21 protein-coding genes and 1 tRNA gene are annotated in these 20,754 nt (G+C 54.9%); 9 read left to right on the forward strand and 13 right to left on the reverse strand.

Features of this window, described 5'->3' with window-relative positions; translation table 11 throughout:
- Positions 1 to 91: 91 nt before the first annotated feature.
- Together ACZRKO_RS01175 and ACZRKO_RS01180 are read right to left on the reverse strand one after the other, a co-directional pair.
- Positions 92 to 901 (reverse strand): TraB/GumN family protein, encoded by an 810-nt coding sequence (locus ACZRKO_RS01175; RefSeq protein ID WP_463735450.1) that lies wholly within the window; start codon positions 899 to 901, stop codon positions 92 to 94.
- Between the two features lie 91 nt (positions 902 to 992).
- Positions 993 to 1,193 (reverse strand): cation transporter, encoded by a 201-nt coding sequence (locus tag ACZRKO_RS01180; RefSeq protein WP_463735451.1) that lies wholly within the window; start codon positions 1,191 to 1,193, stop codon positions 993 to 995.
- 88 nt (positions 1,194 to 1,281) lie between these two features.
- Between ACZRKO_RS01180 and cueR the strand changes: the two genes are divergently transcribed.
- Complete coding sequence (gene cueR / locus ACZRKO_RS01185; RefSeq protein WP_463735452.1) at positions 1,282 to 1,698, forward strand: Cu(I)-responsive transcriptional regulator; 417 nt, start codon at positions 1,282 to 1,284, stop codon at positions 1,696 to 1,698.
- Here the strand turns inward: cueR and ACZRKO_RS01190 are convergent.
- The 5 genes from ACZRKO_RS01190 to tesA form a co-directional block, all read right to left on the reverse strand.
- Positions 1,658 to 2,122, reverse strand: coding sequence for an NfeD family protein (locus tag ACZRKO_RS01190; RefSeq protein ID WP_463735453.1), 465 nt, complete (start codon positions 2,120 to 2,122; stop codon positions 1,658 to 1,660). The two genes, cueR and ACZRKO_RS01190, sit on opposite strands and share 41 nt — an antisense overlap.
- Positions 2,122 to 3,030, reverse strand: coding sequence for an SPFH domain-containing protein (locus ACZRKO_RS01195; RefSeq protein ID WP_463735454.1), 909 nt, complete (start codon positions 3,028 to 3,030; stop codon positions 2,122 to 2,124). The genes ACZRKO_RS01190 and ACZRKO_RS01195 overlap by 1 nt, the downstream gene beginning before the upstream one ends.
- Before the next feature lie 218 nt (positions 3,031 to 3,248).
- Positions 3,249 to 4,106 carry a co-chaperone YbbN gene (locus ACZRKO_RS01200; protein WP_463735455.1) on the reverse strand — a complete coding sequence of 286 codons (858 nt, stop codon included), beginning with the start codon at positions 4,104 to 4,106 and terminating at the stop codon, positions 3,249 to 3,251.
- Positions 4,107 to 4,199: 93 nt separating this feature from the next.
- Positions 4,200 to 4,976, reverse strand: a complete 777-nt coding sequence (locus ACZRKO_RS01205) for an SDR family oxidoreductase (RefSeq protein ID WP_463735456.1) — start codon at positions 4,974 to 4,976, stop codon at positions 4,200 to 4,202.
- Between the two features lie 28 nt (positions 4,977 to 5,004).
- Positions 5,005 to 5,676, reverse strand: a complete 672-nt coding sequence (tesA, locus tag ACZRKO_RS01210; protein ID WP_463737435.1) for a multifunctional acyl-CoA thioesterase I/protease I/lysophospholipase L1 — start codon at positions 5,674 to 5,676, stop codon at positions 5,005 to 5,007.
- Between tesA and ybbA the strand changes: the two genes are divergently transcribed.
- Both ybbA and ybbP read left to right on the forward strand, forming a co-directional pair.
- Complete coding sequence (gene ybbA / locus ACZRKO_RS01215) at positions 5,647 to 6,333, forward strand: putative ABC transporter ATP-binding protein YbbA (RefSeq protein WP_463735457.1); 687 nt, start codon at positions 5,647 to 5,649, stop codon at positions 6,331 to 6,333. The genes tesA and ybbA overlap by 30 nt on opposite strands.
- Positions 6,330 to 8,777, forward strand: a complete 2,448-nt coding sequence (ybbP, locus tag ACZRKO_RS01220; RefSeq protein ID WP_463735458.1) for a putative ABC transporter permease subunit YbbP — start codon at positions 6,330 to 6,332, stop codon at positions 8,775 to 8,777. The genes ybbA and ybbP overlap by 4 nt, the downstream gene beginning before the upstream one ends.
- Before the next feature lie 40 nt (positions 8,778 to 8,817).
- On the opposite strand, the gene purK is transcribed toward ybbP, so the two are convergent.
- The 4 genes from purK to ppiB form a co-directional block, all read right to left on the reverse strand.
- Positions 8,818 to 9,882 carry a 5-(carboxyamino)imidazole ribonucleotide synthase gene (gene purK / locus ACZRKO_RS01225; protein ID WP_463735459.1) on the reverse strand — a complete coding sequence of 355 codons (1,065 nt, stop codon included), beginning with the start codon at positions 9,880 to 9,882 and terminating at the stop codon, positions 8,818 to 8,820.
- Positions 9,879 to 10,388: a 5-(carboxyamino)imidazole ribonucleotide mutase gene (gene purE / locus ACZRKO_RS01230; RefSeq protein WP_140470627.1), complete on the reverse strand. Its 510-nt coding sequence runs from the start codon at positions 10,386 to 10,388 to the stop codon at positions 9,879 to 9,881. The genes purK and purE overlap by 4 nt, the downstream gene beginning before the upstream one ends.
- 153 nt (positions 10,389 to 10,541) lie before the next feature.
- Positions 10,542 to 11,264 (reverse strand): UDP-2,3-diacylglucosamine diphosphatase, encoded by a 723-nt coding sequence (lpxH, locus tag ACZRKO_RS01235; RefSeq protein WP_463735460.1) that lies wholly within the window; start codon positions 11,262 to 11,264, stop codon positions 10,542 to 10,544.
- 10 nt (positions 11,265 to 11,274) lie between these two features.
- On the reverse strand, positions 11,275 to 11,769 hold the full coding sequence (gene ppiB / locus ACZRKO_RS01240) for a peptidylprolyl isomerase B (RefSeq protein WP_463735461.1): 495 nt from the start codon (positions 11,767 to 11,769) through the stop codon (positions 11,275 to 11,277).
- 276 nt (positions 11,770 to 12,045) lie between these two features.
- Between ppiB and cysS the strand changes: the two genes are divergently transcribed.
- Positions 12,046 to 13,437, forward strand: coding sequence for a cysteine--tRNA ligase (gene cysS, locus ACZRKO_RS01245; protein WP_463735462.1), 1,392 nt, complete (start codon positions 12,046 to 12,048; stop codon positions 13,435 to 13,437).
- Positions 13,438 to 13,520: 83 nt separating this feature from the next.
- Here the strand turns inward: cysS and ybcJ are convergent, their stop codons facing one another.
- Together ybcJ and folD are read right to left on the reverse strand one after the other, a co-directional pair.
- Positions 13,521 to 13,742 carry a ribosome-associated protein YbcJ gene (ybcJ, locus tag ACZRKO_RS01250; RefSeq protein ID WP_463735463.1) on the reverse strand — a complete coding sequence of 74 codons (222 nt, stop codon included), beginning with the start codon at positions 13,740 to 13,742 and terminating at the stop codon, positions 13,521 to 13,523.
- 28 nt (positions 13,743 to 13,770) lie between these two features.
- Positions 13,771 to 14,637, reverse strand: coding sequence for a bifunctional methylenetetrahydrofolate dehydrogenase/methenyltetrahydrofolate cyclohydrolase FolD (gene folD, locus ACZRKO_RS01255; RefSeq protein WP_463735464.1), 867 nt, complete (start codon positions 14,635 to 14,637; stop codon positions 13,771 to 13,773).
- A gap of 180 nt (positions 14,638 to 14,817) precedes the next feature.
- Between folD and ACZRKO_RS01260 the strand changes: the two genes are divergently transcribed.
- The 5 genes from ACZRKO_RS01260 (at position 14,818) to ACZRKO_RS01280 (ending at position 20,733) form a co-directional block, all read left to right on the forward strand.
- Positions 14,818 to 15,750: an L-lactate dehydrogenase gene (locus ACZRKO_RS01260; RefSeq protein ID WP_463735465.1), complete on the forward strand. Its 933-nt coding sequence runs from the start codon at positions 14,818 to 14,820 to the stop codon at positions 15,748 to 15,750.
- Positions 15,751 to 15,875: 125 nt separating this feature from the next.
- A tRNA-Arg gene (locus tag ACZRKO_RS01265) sits at positions 15,876 to 15,952 on the forward strand.
- A gap of 632 nt (positions 15,953 to 16,584) precedes the next feature.
- On the forward strand, positions 16,585 to 17,091 hold the full coding sequence (locus ACZRKO_RS01270) for a hypothetical protein (RefSeq protein ID WP_463735466.1): 507 nt from the start codon (positions 16,585 to 16,587) through the stop codon (positions 17,089 to 17,091).
- A gap of 89 nt (positions 17,092 to 17,180) precedes the next feature.
- Positions 17,181 to 18,737, forward strand: coding sequence for a terminase large subunit domain-containing protein (locus ACZRKO_RS01275; protein ID WP_463735467.1), 1,557 nt, complete (start codon positions 17,181 to 17,183; stop codon positions 18,735 to 18,737).
- Entirely contained in the window at positions 18,730 to 20,733 is a 2,004-nt protein-coding gene (locus ACZRKO_RS01280; protein ID WP_463735468.1) for a portal protein, read from the forward strand. Before ACZRKO_RS01275 ends, ACZRKO_RS01280 begins: the two co-directional genes overlap by 8 nt.
- Positions 20,734 to 20,754 lie beyond the last annotated feature (21 nt).

Raw genomic sequence — 20,754 nt, forward strand, 5'->3', positions numbered from 1 at the left:
CTGTAGCTATAACTAATAAAATGAAGTTCCTCTTTGACTGGCCAATAGAAATATTGGCCATTTTTTTATCCTCTCCCTCCTTAAAGCGGCCTCAGTGCTTCCCTTCTAACAACAGATCCGGCAAATTTCCTTCGCCATACAGATGCAGCGCACCGACGGCCACCACATATTTCCCCGCAGGCAGGGCGTTCAGTTGCTGTTTCCAGCGCTGGTTACGCTGATGCATTAACACATCGTATAACTCATTGCTGAAGGTATTGGGTAGCTGTTCCATCGCCTGGCTCGGTTGCGACTCCAGCCACCAGCTGATCATGGTTTGCAGCAAGCGGGCATTGGTATGCCAGTGAGTCAGGGTATCGTCGAGCAGCGCGCGGCCATCTTCAGGCAGCTGTTGTAACAGCGCCAACTGCTCCTGCGGGCCTTCGAGTTCAATCACTTTTTTGTGCTGCTGACGGGCGGCATTCAGCAACTGATAGTCAATTCCATATTCGCCCCGCAGACCCAGCCGCTGTGCCTGTCCTGCCTGCAACATCAGCGCGACCTGCCAGCACGGCAACCGGTTCATGCTGTAGACCGACGTGCCCAGCTCATCACACAGACTTTCGATCTGCTGATATTGCTGTTCGTTCAGGCGTTCGGCGAGGGGGGAAAGGTCATCGGTTTGACCAAAAGGGGAGTCGGCGCCGCTGATGTCCGCTTCAACAATCAACGCGTCAGCCTGTGACAGGCGTTTAAGCAGAATATCGGGCAGCGGTTGCATGTCCATTGTGCCCATGTGAATGCTGCCCACCAGATGCAAATGCCTGTCGCCGGTAAGCTGAATATCGATAGCCGGGTAGTGATATTCAGCCGGCGAAAGCAGACCCAGCCAGCGGGCAAGCTGGTAAAAAATATGGCCCATATGGCGTTGTCTCCTTCAATGAACGAAGGGACATGCTAGCGCGTCACTGGCCTAGCGAACAGGGGGAAAGTCCTGATTTTTCGGGATGATGTCAGGAGGCCACTTCGGCGTGATACCCGGCTTCTTCCACGGCGGCAATCAACTGCTGGCTGTCAGCGGAGCTTTGCACAACGGCTTTATTCAGTTCGACATCAACCTGAGTGGTGCCAGGGACGGCTTCCAGCGCTTTACGCGTAGAGGCCACGCAGTGCCCGCAGGATAAACCTTCAAGATTCAAAACGGTGGTCGTCATAGTATGTTCCTCATCAATAGCCGGTTGGTCTTTTTTGATTCAGACGGTAGGATAAACCTTCCAGCAAGGGTAAGGTCAAGGAGGTAATATGAATATCAGCGATGTGGCAAAAAAAACCGGACTGACCAGCAAGGCGATCCGTTTTTATGAGGAGAAGGGACTGGTCACCGCGCCGATGCGCAGCGATAACGGTTACCGCAGTTATGCACCCAAACATATCGAAGAGCTGACTCTGCTGCGTCAGGCGCGGCAGGTCGGATTCACGCTGGATGAGTGTCAGGAACTGGTGGCGTTATTCCACAACCCTGAGCGCCACAGTGCGGACGTCAAAGCGCGGACGCTGGAGAAGGCCGCCGAGATTGCGCGGCACATCGAAGAACTGAAAGAGATGCGCCAGCGGCTGCTGACGCTGGCAGAATCTTGTCCGGGTGATGAAGGGGCGGAGTGTCCGATTATCAATAATCTTACAGGGTGCTGTTCTTCCCCGGCTCAACCCGCAAAGTGATCCCTTCTACGTGAGTGATGATCACGTCATCGCCCACGCTTAACTGCGCGGTACTGGTAATGCGCCAGGTGCTGTCACCGATACGCACGCGGCTATAGCCGTTGCTCATGGGTTCCAGCACCGTTGCGTGCTTACCGACCATCTGCTGGCCGCGCTGATTCAGTGAACTGTTCTGCGGGTCAGACTTCTGGCGGCTGCTCAGCCAGCGCCACCACAACCATGCGGCTACCATGGTCAGCACGGCAAAGCAGACCCCCTGCCACTCCCACGACAGCGGCAACACCCAGGTCAGTAAACCGACCAGCGCCGCCGCAATGCCACTCCACAGCAAATAACCGCTCGCACCGAGCAGTTCCGCTGCCAGCAGCAGGCCGCCGAGCGACAGCCAGAAAAGGTGCGGGCTTGCTATAAGCTGTTGCAGCATTATTTGCCGCCTTTGGTTTCTTTCAGTAATTCAGCGATACCGCCAATGGATCCCATCAGGCTGCTGGCATCCAGCGGCATCATGATCACTTTGCTATTATTGGCTGAGCCTATTTTGGTCAGAGCATCGGTGTATTTCTGCGCCACAAAGTAGTTGATGGCGTGAACACTGCCCGCTTCGATGGCTTCAGATACCATTTTGGTCGCCTGTGCTTCCGCTTCAGCGGCACGTTCGCGGGCCTCTGCCTGCAGGAACGCGGACTGACGCTCACCTTCGGCCTTAAGTATTTGTGACTGTTTCTCACCTTCGGCACGCAAAATAGCAGACTGACGCACCCCTTCGGCTTCCAGAATGTCGGCACGCTTGGTACGTTCGGCTTTCATCTGGGCGTTCATTGCGGAAACCAGTTCTGCGGGTGGACGGACGTCGCGGATCTCAATACGGGTGATTTTCACGCCCCACGGATTAGTCGCTTCATCGACGATATGCAGCAGGCGGGCGTTGATGTTGTCACGCTGTGATAGCATTTCATCGAGTTCCATCGACCCCAGTACGGTACGGAAGTTGGTCATTGTCAGGTTGACAATCGCCTGCTCGAGATTACTCACTTCATACGCGGCGCGCGCCGGATCGATAACCTGAATAAAGCAGACTGCATCGATAGCCACGTTGGCGTTATCGCGGGAGATGATCTCCTGGGACGGAATATCCAGAACCTGTTCCATCATGTTGATTTTGCGGCCAACGCGGTCAACAAACGGCACCACCAGATTTAACCCTGGCATCAGCGTTTTTGTATAGCGGCCAAAGCGTTCGACGGTCCACTGGAAACCCTGTGGCACAATTTTGACGCCGGCAAATACCACCAGCAGCGCGAGAACAATAATAATGGGGATGACGGTCAGCATGGTATACAACTCCTGTAACTCGATGTCCTGAGTGTTTTTCCGGTTTTTCCAGTAAAAACAGATTCCTGTAAGCATAAGGACAAACTTTGCTCAGCAGGGATTGTCGCACAATTCGACACGAAGGCGTATTGATTAAGGATAGTTCAGGGGAAGAGACGCGGAAGCTGGGGAAGAAAACAACGCGGCGGCCCGCATAAGGGACCACCGCGTGAAGACAATCAGTAGAGCAGAGAGTAGAGCTGGCGGCGATATTTGGCGGCCAGCGCGTCGCCGGTGCCCAGTGCGGCCAGAATATCCATCAGCGTTTTACGCGCCGTGCCGTTTGCCGCGCCGAGATCTTTTTTCAGCGGTGCCATCAGCAGTTCCAGCGCTTCTTCATTACGCCCGACGGCGTGCAGTTGCAGGCTGAGTTTTACGGCCAGTTCGATGTTCTCCGGCTCCTGTTGCAGTTGCTGCTGCAACTGCTGGATTTCAGGCGTATCGGCAGCCTGTTTCAGCAGTTCGATTTGCGCCACCAGACCCTGATAGCGTGAATCTTTATCCTGCAAAGGAATGGTCGCCAGCACGGCTTCGGCGTCGTCGCTGCGGTTAAGCTGAATCTGCACTTCCGCCAGCATCAGGCCGATATCGCTGCGCTGGTGGCTCAGTTGCCATGCATCTTTCAGCAGTGGCAGGGCGGCGGTGAGATCGCCTGCTTCCATCAGTTCCTGCGCCTGAGTCACTTTCAACTCTTCTTCTTTTGGCAGAACTTTTTGCAGCAGTTCGCGGATCACTTCTTCCGGCTGCGGGCCCTGGAAGCCATCGACCGGCTGACCGTCTTTAAACAGATAAACCGCCGGAATGGAGCGCAAACCAAACTGCTGAGCGATAGCCGGTTCGGCGTCGCAGTCGACACGGGCCAGGATCAACTGACCGGCGTATTCCGCCGCCAGCCGGTCGAGGATCGGCCCCAGTTGCAGGCAGTGCTGGCTGCGTTCAGACCAGAAATAGAACATCACCGGCAGCGCCATAGACTGTTCCAGCGTCTGGTGCAGGTTGGTTTCGTTGATATCGATAATCGAAGGTTGTGCAAGCATGAATTAGGTTCTCTTATTTCTGACGCAACGGTATGAGTATACAGGTTTAAATGGGGGCGGCTTTCGCAGCTTCAACCCCCGAAAACCGTGGCGTTAACTATTGCCACGCAGCAGTTTGTCCAGCAGGCGGCCGGGCAACAGGCGTTTTAGCACCGATAAAGCGTGGGCGACCAGTGTTACCGGATAGCGTAAGCGTGCTTTCGGGCTCTCTAAAGCATGGCGTAATTTTGGCAATACTGCTTCAGGTGTCAGGGTAAAACGCTGAGCAATACCGGGGTTATTCACCGGTTTATCGGCCTGTGACTGGTTCACGTTTTGGGTGAAGTTGCTGCTGAGCGGGCCGGGTTCAATCAGGCTGACCTGAATCCCGGTGCCGTGCAGCTCCATGCGCAGCGTGTCGGACCATGCCTCCAGTGCATATTTGCTGGCGGCGTAAGCACCGCGGCCCGGCGTGCTGACCAGCCCCATTACCGAACTGGTCTGAATAATACGGCCCTCGCCGTGCGCCAGCATGGCCGGTAACAGTAACTGCGTTAGCTGATGGGTGCCGAACAGGTTGGTGGAAAATTGCTGCTCGAACTGTTCGCGGCTGACAGTATGCAGCGGGCCGTAAACGCCATAACCGGCATTATTGAACAGCCCATAAAGCCGGTTGCCGGTCAGGGTCAGGACTTCCGCGGCGGCGCGGGCGACGCTCTGTTTGTCATCCAGATCCAGTTCGATCGTTTCAAAATCCAGCTGACGCAGGTTTTCAATATCCTGCGGTTTACGACAGGCGGCCAGAACGCGATAACCCCGGTTACGTAAATCCTGCGCGGCAACCAAACCAATGCCGCTGGAGCAGCCGGTGATCAATACAGCTTTTTGCATAACTTTACCTGTCAGAAGCCCCTATTTTTCAGGACTGTGGTTTACTTAGGGTTTCGCCGGAGTTGACCAGCGGTGCCAATTTGTCCGCCATCCAGTCGGCGATAAACGACTGGGCCGCCTGCGCAGGATGTAAACCGTCATCCTGCATCCACTCCGGTTTCACGGCGACCTGTTCCATAAAGAAAGGCACCAGCGGAATGTCATGTTGTTTGGCCAGCGCCGGATAAATCGCATAAAACGCGTCATTATAACGGCGGCCATAGTTGGGCGGCAGGCGGATTTGCATCAGCAGCGGCTGGGCGTCGGCCTGTTTCACCAGCGTAATAATCTGGCTTAGTGTCTGCGAGATGGCCGGTGGCGCGAAACCGCGCAGACCGTCGTTGGCTCCCAGTTCAATTAACACCCAGCGCGGATGATGCTGTTTGAGCAGCGCGGGCAGGCGCGTCAGCCCCTGCGCGGCAGTATCACCGCTGATGCTGGCATTAATAATAGTGGGTTTACCGGCCTCACTCTGCCACTTTTTATTGAGCAGCGACGGCCAGGAACTCTCGGCCGGCAGGCGGTAAACCGCACTCAGACTGTCACCGATAATCAGCAAATTATCAGCCGCTGCGGCACGAAAACTCAGGGTCGCAGTGACCAGCATTGATACAAGGAAAAGGAAAGGAAGATGCCAGCGGGAAACGTTCTTGAAGTTCATCATCTTAGTAAACACGTTGGTCAGGGTGAAAGTCAGTTAACCATCCTCTCCGGTGTGGAGCTGGTTGTCAAACCGGCGCAGACCATTGCGCTGATTGGCGAGTCGGGTTCGGGTAAGTCGACCCTGCTGGGTATTTTGGCCGGTCTGGACGACGGTACCGGTGGCGATGTGAAACTGCTGGGGCAATCGCTGACACAAATGAACGAAGAGGGGCGTGCGGCGCTGCGGGCCAAAAACGTCGGTTTTGTCTTTCAGTCCTTCATGCTGGTTCCGACGCTGAATGCGCTGGAAAACGTGCAACTGCCCTCCCTGCTGCGCGGCGAGTCTGATGCCAGCAGCCGCGCTCAGGCCGTGCAGCTGTTGCAACAGCTTGGGCTGGGTGAGCGTCAGCATCATCTGCCTGCGCAGCTTTCCGGCGGCGAACAGCAGCGCGTGGCGCTGGCTCGCGCGTTTATCGGCAAGCCAAAATTGCTGTTTGCCGACGAACCGACCGGGAATCTGGACCGTGCCACCGGCGAGCGCATTGTGGATCTGCTGTTTTCCCTCAACCGTGATGCAGCCACTACGCTGATTCTGGTTACGCACGATGAACAACTGGCGGCCCGCTGCCAGCGCCGCCTGCGCCTGCGTGATGGAAAATTGTGGGAGGAGGCATGATCTGGCGCTGGTTCTGGCGTGAGTGGCGTCAACCCTCACTGCTGATTGTCTGGCTGGCGCTGACGCTGGCAGTATCCTGCGTACTGGCGCTCGGCAGTATCAGCGACCGCATGGAAAAAGGGTTGAGCCAGCAAAGCCGCGACTTTATCGCCGCTGACCGCGTACTGCGCTCGGCCCATCCGATCACCGAAGCCTGGTTGCAGGATGCGCAGAAGCAGGGGCTGAAAGTCAGCCGTCAGTTGAGCTTTATGACTATGACTTTCGCGGGTTCTGTTGATGGCGAAACACCGCCGCAGCTGGCGGATGTCAAAGCGACGGATCAGGCCTATCCGTTGTATGGCGACTTACAAACCCAGCCGCCGGGCGCTAAGCCTCATCCGGGCACGGTACTTGCCGCCCCGCGCCTGATGGCGCTGCTGAACGTCAAAGTGGGCGACAATCTTGAAGTCGGCGACGCGACGCTGAAAATTGCCGGTGAAATCATTCAGGAGCCGGACTCCGGGTTCAACCCATTCCAGACCGCACCACGCCTGATTATGAATCTGGATGATGTACCGAAAACCGGTGCTATCCAGCCGGGCAGCCGTCTGACGTATCGCTATATGTTTGCCGGAACGGCTGAAAATATTCATACCTATGGCGAAGCCATTAAAGGCCTGCTGAAACCGGATCAGCGCTGGTATGGCATGGAGGATTCAGAAGGGGCACTGGGCAAATCCCTGCAACGCTCGCAACAGTTCTTGCTGTTGTCGGCGCTGCTGACGCTGATGCTGTCGATTGCCGCTGTGGCCGTCGCGATGGGTCATTATTGCCGCAGCCGCTATGATCTGGTGGCGGTGCTGAAAACGCTCGGCGCCGGTAAAAAAACGCTGCGCCGTTTGATCATCGGCCAATGGGTATCCGTTCTGCTGCTAGCGGCGGTCTGTGGCAGCGTCATCGGTTTGCTGTTTGAAGCCGTGCTGATGAAAATGCTGGCACCGGTGTTACCGTCGGCGCTGCCGCCATCCGGTATCTGGCCGTGGATCTGGTCGATGGGATCGCTGGTGGTGATTTCGCTGCTGGTCGGCGCACGTCCGTATAAGCAACTGCTGGCAACGCAGCCGCTGCGCGTGCTGCGTAATGATGTGGTGGCGAATGTCTGGCCGCTGCGCTGGTTTATTCCTGTGATGCTGGTGATTGTGGTCGGTCTGCTGGCCGCGCTGGTGGGGGGCAGTACGCTGCTGTGGTCGCTGCTGGCAGGCGTGGTGGTACTGTCGTTGTTGCTCGGCGCCATCGGCTGGGGCAGCCTGTTGCTGTTGCGGCGTATCAGCGTCGGCAGCCTGCCGCTGCGTCTGGCAATCAACCGTCTGGTGCGCCAGCCGTGGGTGACGCTCAGCCAGCTGGCGGCGTTCTCGATGTCATTTATGCTGCTGGCCCTGCTGCTGGTGCTGCGTGGTGACTTACTCGACCGCTGGGAGCAACAGCTGCCGCCGGACAGCCCGAACTATTTCCTGCTCAATATCACCAAGGATCAGGTGCCGCAGGTGACGGACTTCCTGCGTCAGCATCAGGCTGAACCAGAAATCTTCTACCCGATTGTCCGCGTGCGCCTGACGGGTATTAATCAGCAGGTGGCGACTGACGTCATTAAGCCGGACGATGCCGCAGGCGAAGCGGTCAACCGCGAGCTGAACCTGACATGGATGCAGGGGTTGCCAGATCATAACCCGCTGGTGGCCGGTGACGGCCCCCCGAAGGCCGGTGAAGTGTCGATAGACGAAGGTCTGGCCGGAAGGTTGGATGTGAAGATGGGCGATACGCTGACCTTCAGCGGTGATACCCAGGAGTTCAGCGCTAAAATTTCCAGCCTGCGTAAAGTGGACTGGGACAGTCTGCGACCAAACTTCTACTTCATCTTCCCGCCGGGCGCGCTGGATGCCCAGCCGCAAAGCTGGTTAACCAGCTTCCGTTACCACGGTGACGGTAAAGCTATTACGCAACTTAACCGCCAGTTCCCGACGCTCAGCCTGCTGGACATCGGTTCTATCCTCAAACAGGTAGGCCAGGTGCTGCAACAGGTGAGCCGCGCACTGGAGGTGATGGTGATTCTGGTGATGCTGTGCGGTGGTTTACTGCTGCTGGCACAGATTCAGGTCGGAATGCGTCAGCGCCGTCAGGAGCTGATTGTCTACCGCACGCTGGGGGCCAGCAAAAAACTGCTCCGCAGCACGCTGTGGTGTGAGTTCGCCGTGCTCGGGCTGGTGGCTGGGATCGCCGCCGCCGTCGGGGCTGAAGCCGCGCTGTGGATACTGCAACGTAAGGTGTTTGATTTCCCGTGGGAGCCGAATAGGGTGCTCTGGTGGTCGGTGCCGCTGGTCAGCGCGCTGCTGCTGTCGCTATGCGGTGGCTGGATGGGCGTGCGTTTACTGCGGGGAAGGGCGCTGTTCAGGCAATACGATAGCTGACGGTTTATTCCTCCCCCCGGTAAAGGGGAGGAAATACCGATCACAGTTTTTCAACGGCCCATTCGATACCGCTTTTGTATGCCGGCGGCAGCATCGGTACTAACGCGATCAGCGCTTCTTTCAGTAACCCGGCGCTGGCGTCATTCAGATTGAGGTGCCCGACCTTACGGCCTTCTCGCACCTCTTTCTCATACCAGTGCAGGTTTACCAGCGGCAGGCTCAGCCAGTCGGTGGAAACTGCCGTACCAATCAGATTAACCATCACAGAAGGCGTACTGACCACCGGTTTTGGCAACGGCAGGCCAAGAATCGCGCGCAGATGCATTTCGAACTGGCTGTAGGATGCGCCATTTTGTGTCCAGTGCCCGCTGTTGTGTACGCGCGGTGCCAGTTCGTTGATCAGTAAACCTTCGCTGACTACAAAACACTCCATCGCCATCACGCCGACATAATTCAGCTCATTAAGAATGGCCGATAACATGCTTTCTGCCTGCTGCTGCAAAGCGGCGTCCGGCTGTGGCAGCGCCACGCTGGTGCGCAGAATGCCTTCTTCATGCAGGTTATGGGTCAGCGGATAGAACACGGTCTGGCCGTCGTGGCCGCGTGCGCCAACCAGCGAGACTTCGCCGGAGAAATTGATGCCTTGTTCGACGATACATTCGCCGTAGCAGTCAGCCGGTAATGTCGTTTCTTCGTCGGCGCGCAAACGCCACTGTCCGCGGCCGTCGTAACCGCCTACGCGGCGCTTAACAATTGCCAGCTCGCCGAGCTGCGCGAAGACCTGCGGCCATTCGGCCACATCAGCCAGCAACTGCCACGGTGCGGTGGCTAAACCGAGCTGATCGAGTAGTTGCTTTTGCGTCAGGCGATCGGCCAGACGAGGAAAAATATCGCGATTCACAAAACTTTCGTGCGTCGCCAGTTCGCGCGTCAGGGCGGTTTCTGGCCAGCGCTCAATTTCAGCGGTGATCACGCTTTGCGAAAAGGGCACTGCTTCCGGTTCGGCATCGAGGCCGACGGGGTAAACCGCGATCCCCAGGGGTTCACCCGCCTGACGCAGCATTCTGCCTAACTGGCCATTTCCGAGTACGCAAACCGGCTTCATGCTTCCTCCCGCGGGTCAGGGTTATTCAACACTTCATCGGTTTGCGCCTTGCGCCAAGCCGCCAGACTTTTGCCAATTTCAGCATCGTGCAGCGCCAGAATCTGCGCTGCCAGCAGGGCCGCGTTGGCGGCACCCGCTTTACCGATAGCCAGCGTTCCGACAGGAATGCCGCGTGGCATCTGGACGATGGAATAGAGGCTGTCGACACCGCTCAGCGCGGCACTTTGCACCGGTACGCCGAGCACCGGTACCAGCGTTTTCGCGGCAATCATTCCCGGTAAATGAGCCGCGCCGCCTGCGCCTGCGATAATCACATCCAGACCGTTTTCAGACGCCTGCTCGGCAAAGCTGAACAGCTTGTCTGGCGTACGGTGAGCGGAAACAACTTCGACATGGAAAGGAATATTCAGCGTTGTAAGAACCTCGGCGGCGAACTGCATGGTCGCCCAGTCACTTTTAGACCCCATAACGATGGCGATTTTTGCCGGGGTAACGTTGGATGACATGTCTGTAAAGCTCCTGTGATTAAACAAGCGTCGCCAGGCATCCGGAGATTTTACACCGGGGTTTTCTGACGGAGAGGGCGCAAATCATATCACGCTCCCAAAGCGAGGAAAACGATTGCGTGCCGGGTTTATGCGGCTTTTAAAACGAAGGGATCAGAACGGGAAGGTCACCAGCTCCACGCCATCGGTACTGACTTTAATCATCGAGCCCTCTTCATGCCAGGCACCCAGTACGGCGCGGTGGCCGGTCTGGTCGTTTAACGGCACGTCGTGGATCGCGGGGCGATGAGTATGGCCGTGGATCATCCATTCGACGCCGTTTGCCTGCATAGCGTTAATCACCGCCTGCGGATTGACGTCCATGATCTCCAGCGATTTTCCGCTGTTAGAGGCCCTACTGTCAGCACGCATTTTCGCGGCAATCGACAGACGCCATTTTAGCGGCAGAGCGAGGAAGACTTTTTGAATCAGCGGATTGCGGACTTTTTTGCGGAATTTCTGATAGCCGGTATCGTCGGTGCAAAGTGTATCGCCGTGCAGGATCAGCACCCGGTGGCCATAAAGTTCGAGCACTTTGGTATCGGGCAGAATTTGCATCAGGCTGTCGCGTGCAAAGCGTCGCCCGACCAAAAAATCGCGGTTACCATGAATAAAGAAACAGGGGACGCCCTGCTGGTGGAGAGTTTTAAGCGCCGTGGCGATCTCTGCGTGCAGGGGCTGCGGGTCATCGTCACCTATCCAGGCTTCGAACAGATCACCGAGAATGTACAGCGCATCGGCCTGCGGTGCATCGTCACGTAAAAAACGCAGAAAACCGGCAGTAATTGCCGGTTCCTGTGCGCAAAGATGGATATCTGCGATAAAAAACGTCGTCATTAAATGTCAGTTATTCGCTGACAGTAACACTTTTAATGATCACGTCTTCTTTTGGAACGTCCTGATGCATGCCGCTGCGACCGGTTTTCACACCTTTAATCGCATCGATCACGTCCTGGCCTTCAACCACTTCTGCAAATACGCAGTAGCCCCAACCCTGTGCGTTTTCGCCAGTGTGGTTAAGGAAATCGTTGTCAGTCACGTTGATGAAGAACTGGCCAGTGGCTGAATGCGGGTCATTGGTACGGGCCATTGCCAGCGTGCCTTTGGTGTTTTTCAGACCGTTATTCGCTTCGTTTTTGATTGGCGCGTCGGTATTTTTCTGGTTCATGCCTGGCTCAAAACCGCCGCCCTGAATCATGAAGCCGTCAATAACACGGTGGAAAATGGTGTTGTCGTAGAAACCCTTACGGCAATAGTTCAGGAAGTTTTCGACGGTGACCGGCGCTTTGTCCGCGAAGGTTTTAATGACGATGTCGCCGTGATTGGTGTGTAAAGTGACCATAATAATCATCCTGCTTATGTTGATTTATGCTCTCGGTGCGAGCACCCAATATAGCCTTTCTTTATACCATAACTCGAAAGCAGGCGTCAGCCGGGCGTTTCATCTGCTCATTTTCACAGCGACGTTGCTGCTACATTTTGGTTTTAATGTTACTTTATAACGCTAATTATTTTCCGAATCCGTCTCTCCGGGGGCTTATGCCGTTTCGGCAAACTCCTTTTCGTTATATTATGAGCACAATTGACGTTTTCAATGCCCAACACACGGAATAGCCTGATGCTGAAGATTTTTAATACCCTGAGTCGCCAAAAAGAGGAATTCAAGCCAATTCATGCCGGTAAAGTCGGTATGTACGTGTGTGGGATCACCGTTTACGACCTGTGTCACATTGGTCACGGTCGCACCTTTGTCTCTTTTGATGTGGTATCGCGCTACTTGCGCTATCTCGGTTATGACCTGAAATATGTGCGTAACATTACCGATATTGACGACAAAATTATTAAACGTGCAGCAGAAAAGGGCGAAGCCTTTACCGCGCTGACCGACCGGATGATCGCTGAGATGCACGCTGATTTCGCCTCACTCGGTATTCTTCCACCCGATTCCGAGCCGCGTGCCACAGGGCATATTGCGGAGATCATCGACATCGTTCAGAAGCTGGTCGACCGCGATCACGCCTACGTGGCGTCTAACGGTGACGTGATGTTCTGGGTGGAAAGCGATCCGGATTACGGTTTGCTGTCTCGTCAGGATCTGGACCAACTTCAGGCTGGTGCGCGCGTTGAAGTAACGGCCGATGTCAAACGTAACCCGATGGACTTCGTACTCTGGAAGATGTCCAAGCCGGGCGAACCTAGCTGGACCTCACCCTGGGGCGAAGGACGTCCGGGCTGGCATATCGAATGTTCGGCGATGAACTGCAAACAGCTTGGTGAACATTTTGATATTCACGGCGGCGGTTCTGACCTGATGTTCCCGCATCACGAGAATGAAATCGCTCAGTCGAGCTGCGCCCACGACGGCCCGTACGTCAATACCTGGATGCACTCGGGTATGGTGATGATTGACCGCGAGAAGATGTCCAAATCGCTGGATAACTTCTTCACCGTGCGTGATGTCTTGAAATATTACGACGCCGAAAGCGTGCGCTATTTCCTCATGTCCGGGCATTACCGCAGTCAGCTGAACTACAGCGAAGAGAACCTGAAACTGGCGCGCACCTCGCTGGAGCGCCTCTACACCGCACTGCGCGGTACGGATGCCATTGCCACACCAGCCGGTGGCGAAGCCTTTGTCACGCGTTTTCGTGAAGCGATGGACGACGATTTCAACACGCCGGAAGCCTATTCCGTTCTGTTCGATATGGCGCGAGATATCAACCGTCTGAAAGCGGAAGACATGAATGCGGCCAACGGTTTAGCCGCAGAACTGCGCCAGTTGGGCAGCGTGCTGGGCCTGTTGGAGAAAGATCCGGAGCAGTTCCTGCAATCTGGTGCTCAGGCGGAGGACGACGGCGAAGTAGCTGAGATAGAAGCCCTGATCAAACAGCGTAACGACGCCCGTGCCAGCAAAGATTGGGGTATGGCGGATCAAGCGCGCGATCGCTTAAATGAAATGGGTATCGTGTTAGAGGATGGGCCAAATGGAACGACATGGCGTCGTAAGTAATCGGTTCTGATGCTCTAAATGCAGCATAAAAAAAGCGCGGCCGGGTTATCCCCTCCGCGCTTTTTTATTGCTCAGAACCGGGTTTATTCGGCTGAGGCTTTGACCACCAGCTTGCTGCTGGCAAATTCTACCTGCTGGTCGGCAAGGATTTTACAACGTTTGCGGGTTTCTACCTGCCCGTTGACCGTCACCTGACCTTCAGCGATCACGGCTTTAGCCGCTGCGCCGCTTTCACACCAGCCCATAAATTTGAGCAGGTCGCACAGTTCAACGTGCGGGTGTTTTTCGAGAAAAAAAGTTTCCATGGTTTCCTGACTTATCTGTTACTGACTTTTAGTTGGCGCTGATGTCGTGATATTCCTCGCAAGCCTGCAAGGTATTTTGAATCAGCGTCGCGACCGTCATCGGGCCTACGCCGCCCGGCACCGGTGTAATAAATGAAGCACGTTCTGCGGCGGCATCAAATTCCACATCGCCGACAACTTTACCACTTTCCAGACGGTTTATACCGACATCCACTACGATTGCGCCCGGTTTAATCCATTCGCCGGGAATAAAGCCCGGTTTACCCACGGCAACCACCACCAGATCGGCATTCTCGACGTGATGACGCAGGTTTTTGGTAAAGCGGTGCGTAACGGTGGTGGTACAACCGGCCAGCAGCAGTTCCATGCTCATCGGACGGCCAACGATGTTAGATGCGCCAATCACCACGGCATTCAGGCCAAAAGTATCGATGCCATAGCGTTCCAGCAGCGTCACGATGCCGCGCGGTGTACAAGGGCGCAGGGTTGGCGCACGCTGGCACAGACGGCCGACATTGTAAGGGTGGAAGCCATCGACGTCTTTGTCCGGGTGAATGCTTTCCAGCACTTTCACATTGTCGATGCCCGCAGGCAGCGGCAGCTGAATCAAGATGCCGTCGATGGCGCTGTCATTGTTCAGCTCATCGATTAACTTCAGCAGCTCGCCTTCGGTGGTGGTAGCGGGTAAATCATAAGAGCGCGACAGGAAGCCGACCTCCTCACAGGAGCGGCGCTTGCTGGCGACATAAATCTGCGACGCCGGATTCTCTCCGACCAGCACAACAGCCAAACCCGGTGCACGTTTACCGGCGGCCAGTCGTTGTTTCACTTTTTCCGCAACTTCGTTTCTGACCTGCTGCGCAATCGTTTTACCGTCAATAATCTTTGCTGACATCGGGGAGTAAATCCATCAATTAAAAAATGCAGGGGATGGTCCTATTTTGGCAGATGCAGCGCGCGCTGTCAGGCGCTGAATTGTCGTGACCCATAAAATTGCGGCAGGATTGCGAAGACGTTTGCAGGGAATGTGGCTATTTTAAGAGAACGTAAAATCGAAAATATAAGGAAAAGCGGGATGACACGTAAAGTGGGAATTATCGGCGCGGGCCATGTCGGCGCGGATGTGGCCTTTTCTCTGGTCACGCAGGGACTGTGCGATGTGATTGTTTTGCTGGATGAAAACGAGAAGAAGGCGGCCAGTCAGGCACTGGAACTGCGCGATATGGCATCGCTTATCGCGTCTCGGGTCAAGGTCATCGCCAATGACTATGCTCAATTGCAGGATGCAGACGTAGTGGTCATCGCCGTCGGTCCAAAAACATTATTGCGCGAAGACCGGCTGGAAGAGCTGGCCGAGACCCGTGCCGCCGTGCGTGAAGTGGTACCGCGCATTATTGCCAGCGGTTTTGGTGGGGTGATCCTCAACATTACCAACCCTTGTGACGTGATAACCCAGATTATTCAGCAGACCAGCGGTTTCCCGGATTCACAGGTTTTCGGTACCGGAACATCACTCGATACTGCCCGCATGAAGCGCGTGGTCGGTGAGTTCTTCGGCTTTGATCCGAAAAGTGTCACAGGTTACGTGATGGGTGAACACGGTGAGTCGCAGTTTGTGGCCTGGAGCACCGTGACATTAGGCGGCCGACCGGTTGCCGAACTGGCGGGCGATACCGCTGTGGACTGGGCCAAAATGGACAGCGCTGTGCGCGGTGGTGGCTGGGAGATACTGCAAGGCAAAGGCTGGACCAGTTTTGGTATCGCGACGGCCACCGCACGCTTAGTCGATGCCATTCTCTCGGATGCCAACACTGTCTATCCGGTCGCAGCGTGGGATGAGAATCTGCGGGTATACATTGGCCAGCCTGCCGTTATCGGTAAAAGAGGCGTGGTACAAACCCTGCAACCTGAACTGACGGCCTATGAAAATATCGCCTATCAAGCATCGGCAAGGGTGATCACTGCGGCCATAAATTCAGAGAAAAAGGTCTCCACGCAATCCAACTAAAGGCGGGCAGGGCAGAGAATAACGACAAATCGTTCAGTCATTAAGCAGTGAGGTCGAAAGCCATTGACTCACTGCGGTCTGCCCGTATAATCCGAGTCCGCAACGCTCCCAAACGGGACTGCAATGCGCCCTTAGCTCAGTTGGATAGAGCAACGGCCTTCTAAGCCGTAGGTCACAGGTTCGAATCCTGTAGGGCGTACCATTTAAAATCAATCACTTAAGCCAAATTCCATCACGCAAGCTTAAATCTAGCAGGTCAGGTAACGGGTCAGGTACAACCGTATTCACCGAACCGTAAAAAAACTCCCGCACGAATCGCCACAAACCCTAGATATTTTTCTGTGCTTACTAAATAAGTGAGTTTTGTGCTCATGCTGTCCCTGTAACTATTCAGGGATAGAGTTCCGGTTAGCGTTGAGCCATCGCATACAAGGGCAGGTTGCATCGCCGGAATAAGTGAATCACCGAGATGAATGAACGCCATTGGTGAGCGCCGTTGTATCCCCTCCCCGCCGTTGCGATTGAGTTTGCGCGTAGGCAATGGGAGAGAGAGAGGCAAGGGGGGCGCGGCAGAGCAATGTTAGGCTCGAATCAGACCCTTGACCCACGCACAGACGGCATTCTGGGGCGGGGCAAGTGAAAACCTAACCGGAAACTTAAGGTAAGGCACTTGAAAGCGCGGACAGGTCGGGGCTAATCCCTAACCTTGTTCGTGCCGTGCTTCCTCCCGTTGCTTAGGAATGGTTGTTATTGGCACCGTCTGGCATCACCGTAGAAATATTTTCCGTATAGTTTTTGGGCAGGATAAGCCCACAGAATTGCAGTGATTGAGCAATGAGCAAAGCCGCTCGCAAAGTCAGAGAGAATGCCCGCAAGAGGGCTAACATTCTGGTAGGTGCAAAGCCGAAACAGATGGAACAAGAAGACGCCCGCACACAACGAAAAGAGGTTTTGTTAAGTGCAGAGGCTAAAGCCCACCTAATCGAAATGCGTTCTGAGGGATTTTGTCCCCCGAATACGTTACCCACAGTTCAGCAATATTCACGATACGCAGCATTCAAGAATTCACAGGCCGCAGCCAATCGCGCCCGAGCCATGCAGGAAGAAACAAGCCTGTATGTAGCTGAGGGTGGCGTAATGGGGCGTGTCTTTGAGCGCCTGAATTCGCCAACACTGAAAGACACCCCGTTTGCAGTTCTGGCAACTCTTGCCGTCCGCCTCATGAGTTCCGCCCCTTCACTGGTTGACGAAGGGCAGCGCATCGCACAGGCCACAGACGGAAACAACGTTTCAGACGATGAACTGGCAGCAATCGCCGCAGAAATGGGCGTGAAGCTGTGAGCACCGCAGACATAGCCCTATCAACACTTGAGCACCGGACAAAGGTCAGGACTCTGGCGGCAGGCATCGCCCGCGCCGGGGTGGAAGCCATGCGCCGAAACCTGCATGTAATCCGCGCCGCGCAGACGTTCAATAAGTTCTACCGCATGGATTTCTTTACCCCGTATGAGTATCAGCGCCGCTGGTTTTCGTCTGGATCGCAATGCTTGCTCCGCTACCTGTCAGCAGCAAACCGAATCGGGAAGACATACGCTGCGGCGCATGAGTTCGCCTATCACGCAACAGGCCTCTATCCCGAATGGTGGAACGGGTTCCGGTGTGACGCTGGCACCCTGTGGGCTATCGGTATCAGTGCGGACTCTACTCGTAAGGTTTTGCAGAAAGAAATCATCGGCACCAATGACGCCCGCAGCACATCGCTTTACGGGACAGGATCCATTCCCCGTGAGCTGATTGTTTGGGATTCCATTGTCCGCCGTGGTGAAACACTCATTAGCCTGCGTGTCAGGCATGTATCAGGGGCAGAAAGTGAGATTCATTTCTATAGTGCGACACAAGATGAAACCGTGTACATGGGGCAATCAATCGTCTTTGCATGGGTTGATGAACAGTCAGAAAAAGAGCTGGAAATCATTGCACAGTGCACCACTCGTACTACGACCACACGCGGTTGCATTGCTGTTACCGCTACCCCTGAAATCGGAATCACGGATTTTTATGCTCAATGTCGTGACGACAAAACTGGGGAAATTTTCTTCCAGAATGCGACATGGGACGACGCCGAACACCTGACCGCAGAGGTTAAGGCCAGTTTGCTGGCGCGTATTCCGTACTATCAACGCAAAATGAGAAGTCAGGGAATCCCAGTTATCGGCGTGGGTGCAATCTACCCGTACACAGATGAACAGATGCTTTGCGCCCCATTTGCTATTCCAGACCACTGGCTGGTTGTGGCGGCTTGCGACTTTGGCTATTCGGGCATTCGTGACCCATCAACGCTGGTGTTTATTGCTTACGACCCTGATACCGGAATTCGCTACGTGTTCAACGAATGGGGCAGCACGGCAGAGCGTGACGCCTACGCCAACAGCCATATGCCTGACTACATCGCCCGCAAGGTAACGGGCGATTGTCCCGCCGACTGGACGGAGAGCACAGGCAAAACGCCGAATGAGTTCGACGGGCTGGGCTTGCCATCCATCGTAATCAAAACCCCCCACGACTCCGCAGGCATTCAGGCCGGTACGCAGCAATCACGCGCCGAAATTATGCGCGGGGCTGGCGCTAACGTTCACCCAGCACTATTTGAAATACCACCCGACCTTGCCCCTATGGAAAACAACCGGCGCAGCCTGACCGGTTCAATAGCCATCATCGCGCAATGGTTCCAAGACGGGATGTTAAAGATATTCACAACATGCACGGAGGTTATGAGGGAAATACGGCTGTACCAGTGGAAGAAGTCAGGAACACGCACTATCCCGAGTGACGTAGACAACCACTTTATAGATGCAATGAGAATCGCCGCCATTCGCGTGCGTGACGATGGGGAATATCACTCCACCGCGCAACAGCGCCGAACAGCAAGCGACACACCAGGCATTAATCCATTTGATACAGATATGGGAGCTTACGACCTTGAATAAAAGCCAGCTTTTCACCGAATTATGGAACAACAAAACCGCCGCGCAGGTTCGACAAAACACCCTCGCAAAGCGTTATAACCGCGCATGGGCGTTCTACAGAGGCACCGCGCCGGAGGTCATGCGTAAGGGGGATTTGCCCGCGTCCCGCGTGATGTGGAAAGCGTTTGAAAGTATCTATCCATCGCTGGTGGCGCTATTCACGGATTCAGAGAAAGCCCCTGTATCGTTCGACAGTGACGAAACCGGCAATATCGACATTGCAAAGGCCATCACCAAAGCCGTACACACCGCAGCGCTCAAGGTAAACAACGCTTACACCGTTTACATGAAAGCCATCAAAGAAATGCTAATCACAGGCAATCAGGCGGCACTAGTGGGCTATGAAACCAAGACATACGAAACGGATAAACACAAGTTCGACGGCGCAGACGTGCGGGAGCTAATGACCGCAACAGAAGCCATTAAGCTGGCGGGCTATAACGTCGTGTCAGACATAACGCTGGACGAAGACACCCAGACCGTAACCGGCTGGGTTCAGGGCACCCGTGAAATCAAATATCCGGTCATCAATTTAATCGACTTTAAAGACTTCCTGTTACACCCAGAAGCGGAGACGGTAGAGGACAGCAATTACACGGGTTACGCGGAGAAAATCACTATCGGGCAGGCAGCAGAGCGCGGCTACGACCTGAAAGCACTCCGTAAGGGAGAGAAAGACAACACCGCAGAGGGGCGCGGCATAGATAAGACCCTGTTAGTTATTGACGACATGAACGGCGACGATGTGACAGGCCAGGATTCTGTAATTAGCGACTACAACAACACGATCACCATCTGGCATCACTACTGGCGCGGGTATTACAACAGCAAGAAACAGAACATGTATTACTGCGTCACTACTGACGTGCAGATTGTTCACATGGAAAAAGTAGCCTATTGCCCGCTTGTTCTGGGAGGTATGTCAGTCGCTAACGGCTCCGCGTGGAGTGAATCCCTGTATGACATTTGCCAATCAGCACAGACCAGCAAAACCCGCGCTATGCGTGCAATTCAACGCGCAGCAGATAACGCCGCTTATGGTGAGTACGTCGGGGTTGAATCACTGCTAACAGCCAAGGGGAAAGCCTCACTAGCCAATCGTGGCGCGGGAGCCTTTTATGAAGTCAAGGGGGTTGGCGCAATCAGCAAGTTGCAGGTAACGGACATTCCCAACGCCATGCAATTACTGAATAACGAGATTTCACAGGATGCTAAAGACACCATTCAGGGCAGCGCAGGACAGGCGCAGGCACTGGAAGAAAACGGGCAGGCGTCCGGCGTCGCTGTGGCGCTCACTCAAGACAAACAGGAGCTTAACGAAAACCAGATTGCTAAGACGATTGCAGAGACGTTTATCAAACCTATGTACCGGATTCTATTACTGGTATTGCAGGAAATGGGCAACAACTTAGACGTGAACGGGATAGCGCTCCCCCTGAAAGCAATCCGCAGCGATTTAGGTTTGTCGATTGACGTAGAGACGGCTTACGACAGAGCAAACGCCGCCGCCAACGTGCTGAACGCGCTTAACACCGGCACGCAGGCTGGCACCATTCCGGCGAACATAACGGATGAAAATAAATACAACATCTTTGCCGATTACATGCGGGCGGCAACCGGTCAGCAAGATGTTTCGAACTACATCACCGCACCGGAGGATATGCCGAAACCGAGCAAGGCACAGCAGTTGATTCAGGCCGTTCTGACCGTGGCGCAACTCCGCTCACAGATTGCCGCAACTGAATTAGCAGAGGGCAAAGTCAACGACCAGAAAGCGGACACACAGAAGAAATACAACGAAGCCGCCAAAGACCTTGCTGAGATTAAACAGATACTTAGTGAAATCGACACGGACAAGATGCGGTTGATACTGGACGCCCAGAAGCAGCGGGACGACGAAAATAGCGACTTAACAAAAAATGCTCAATCGCAGGAGTCACTGGATAACGCAGCTTGATTGGTTTTAAAAACTGTAGGC

Source organism: Ewingella sp. C233, from assembly GCF_055407225.1.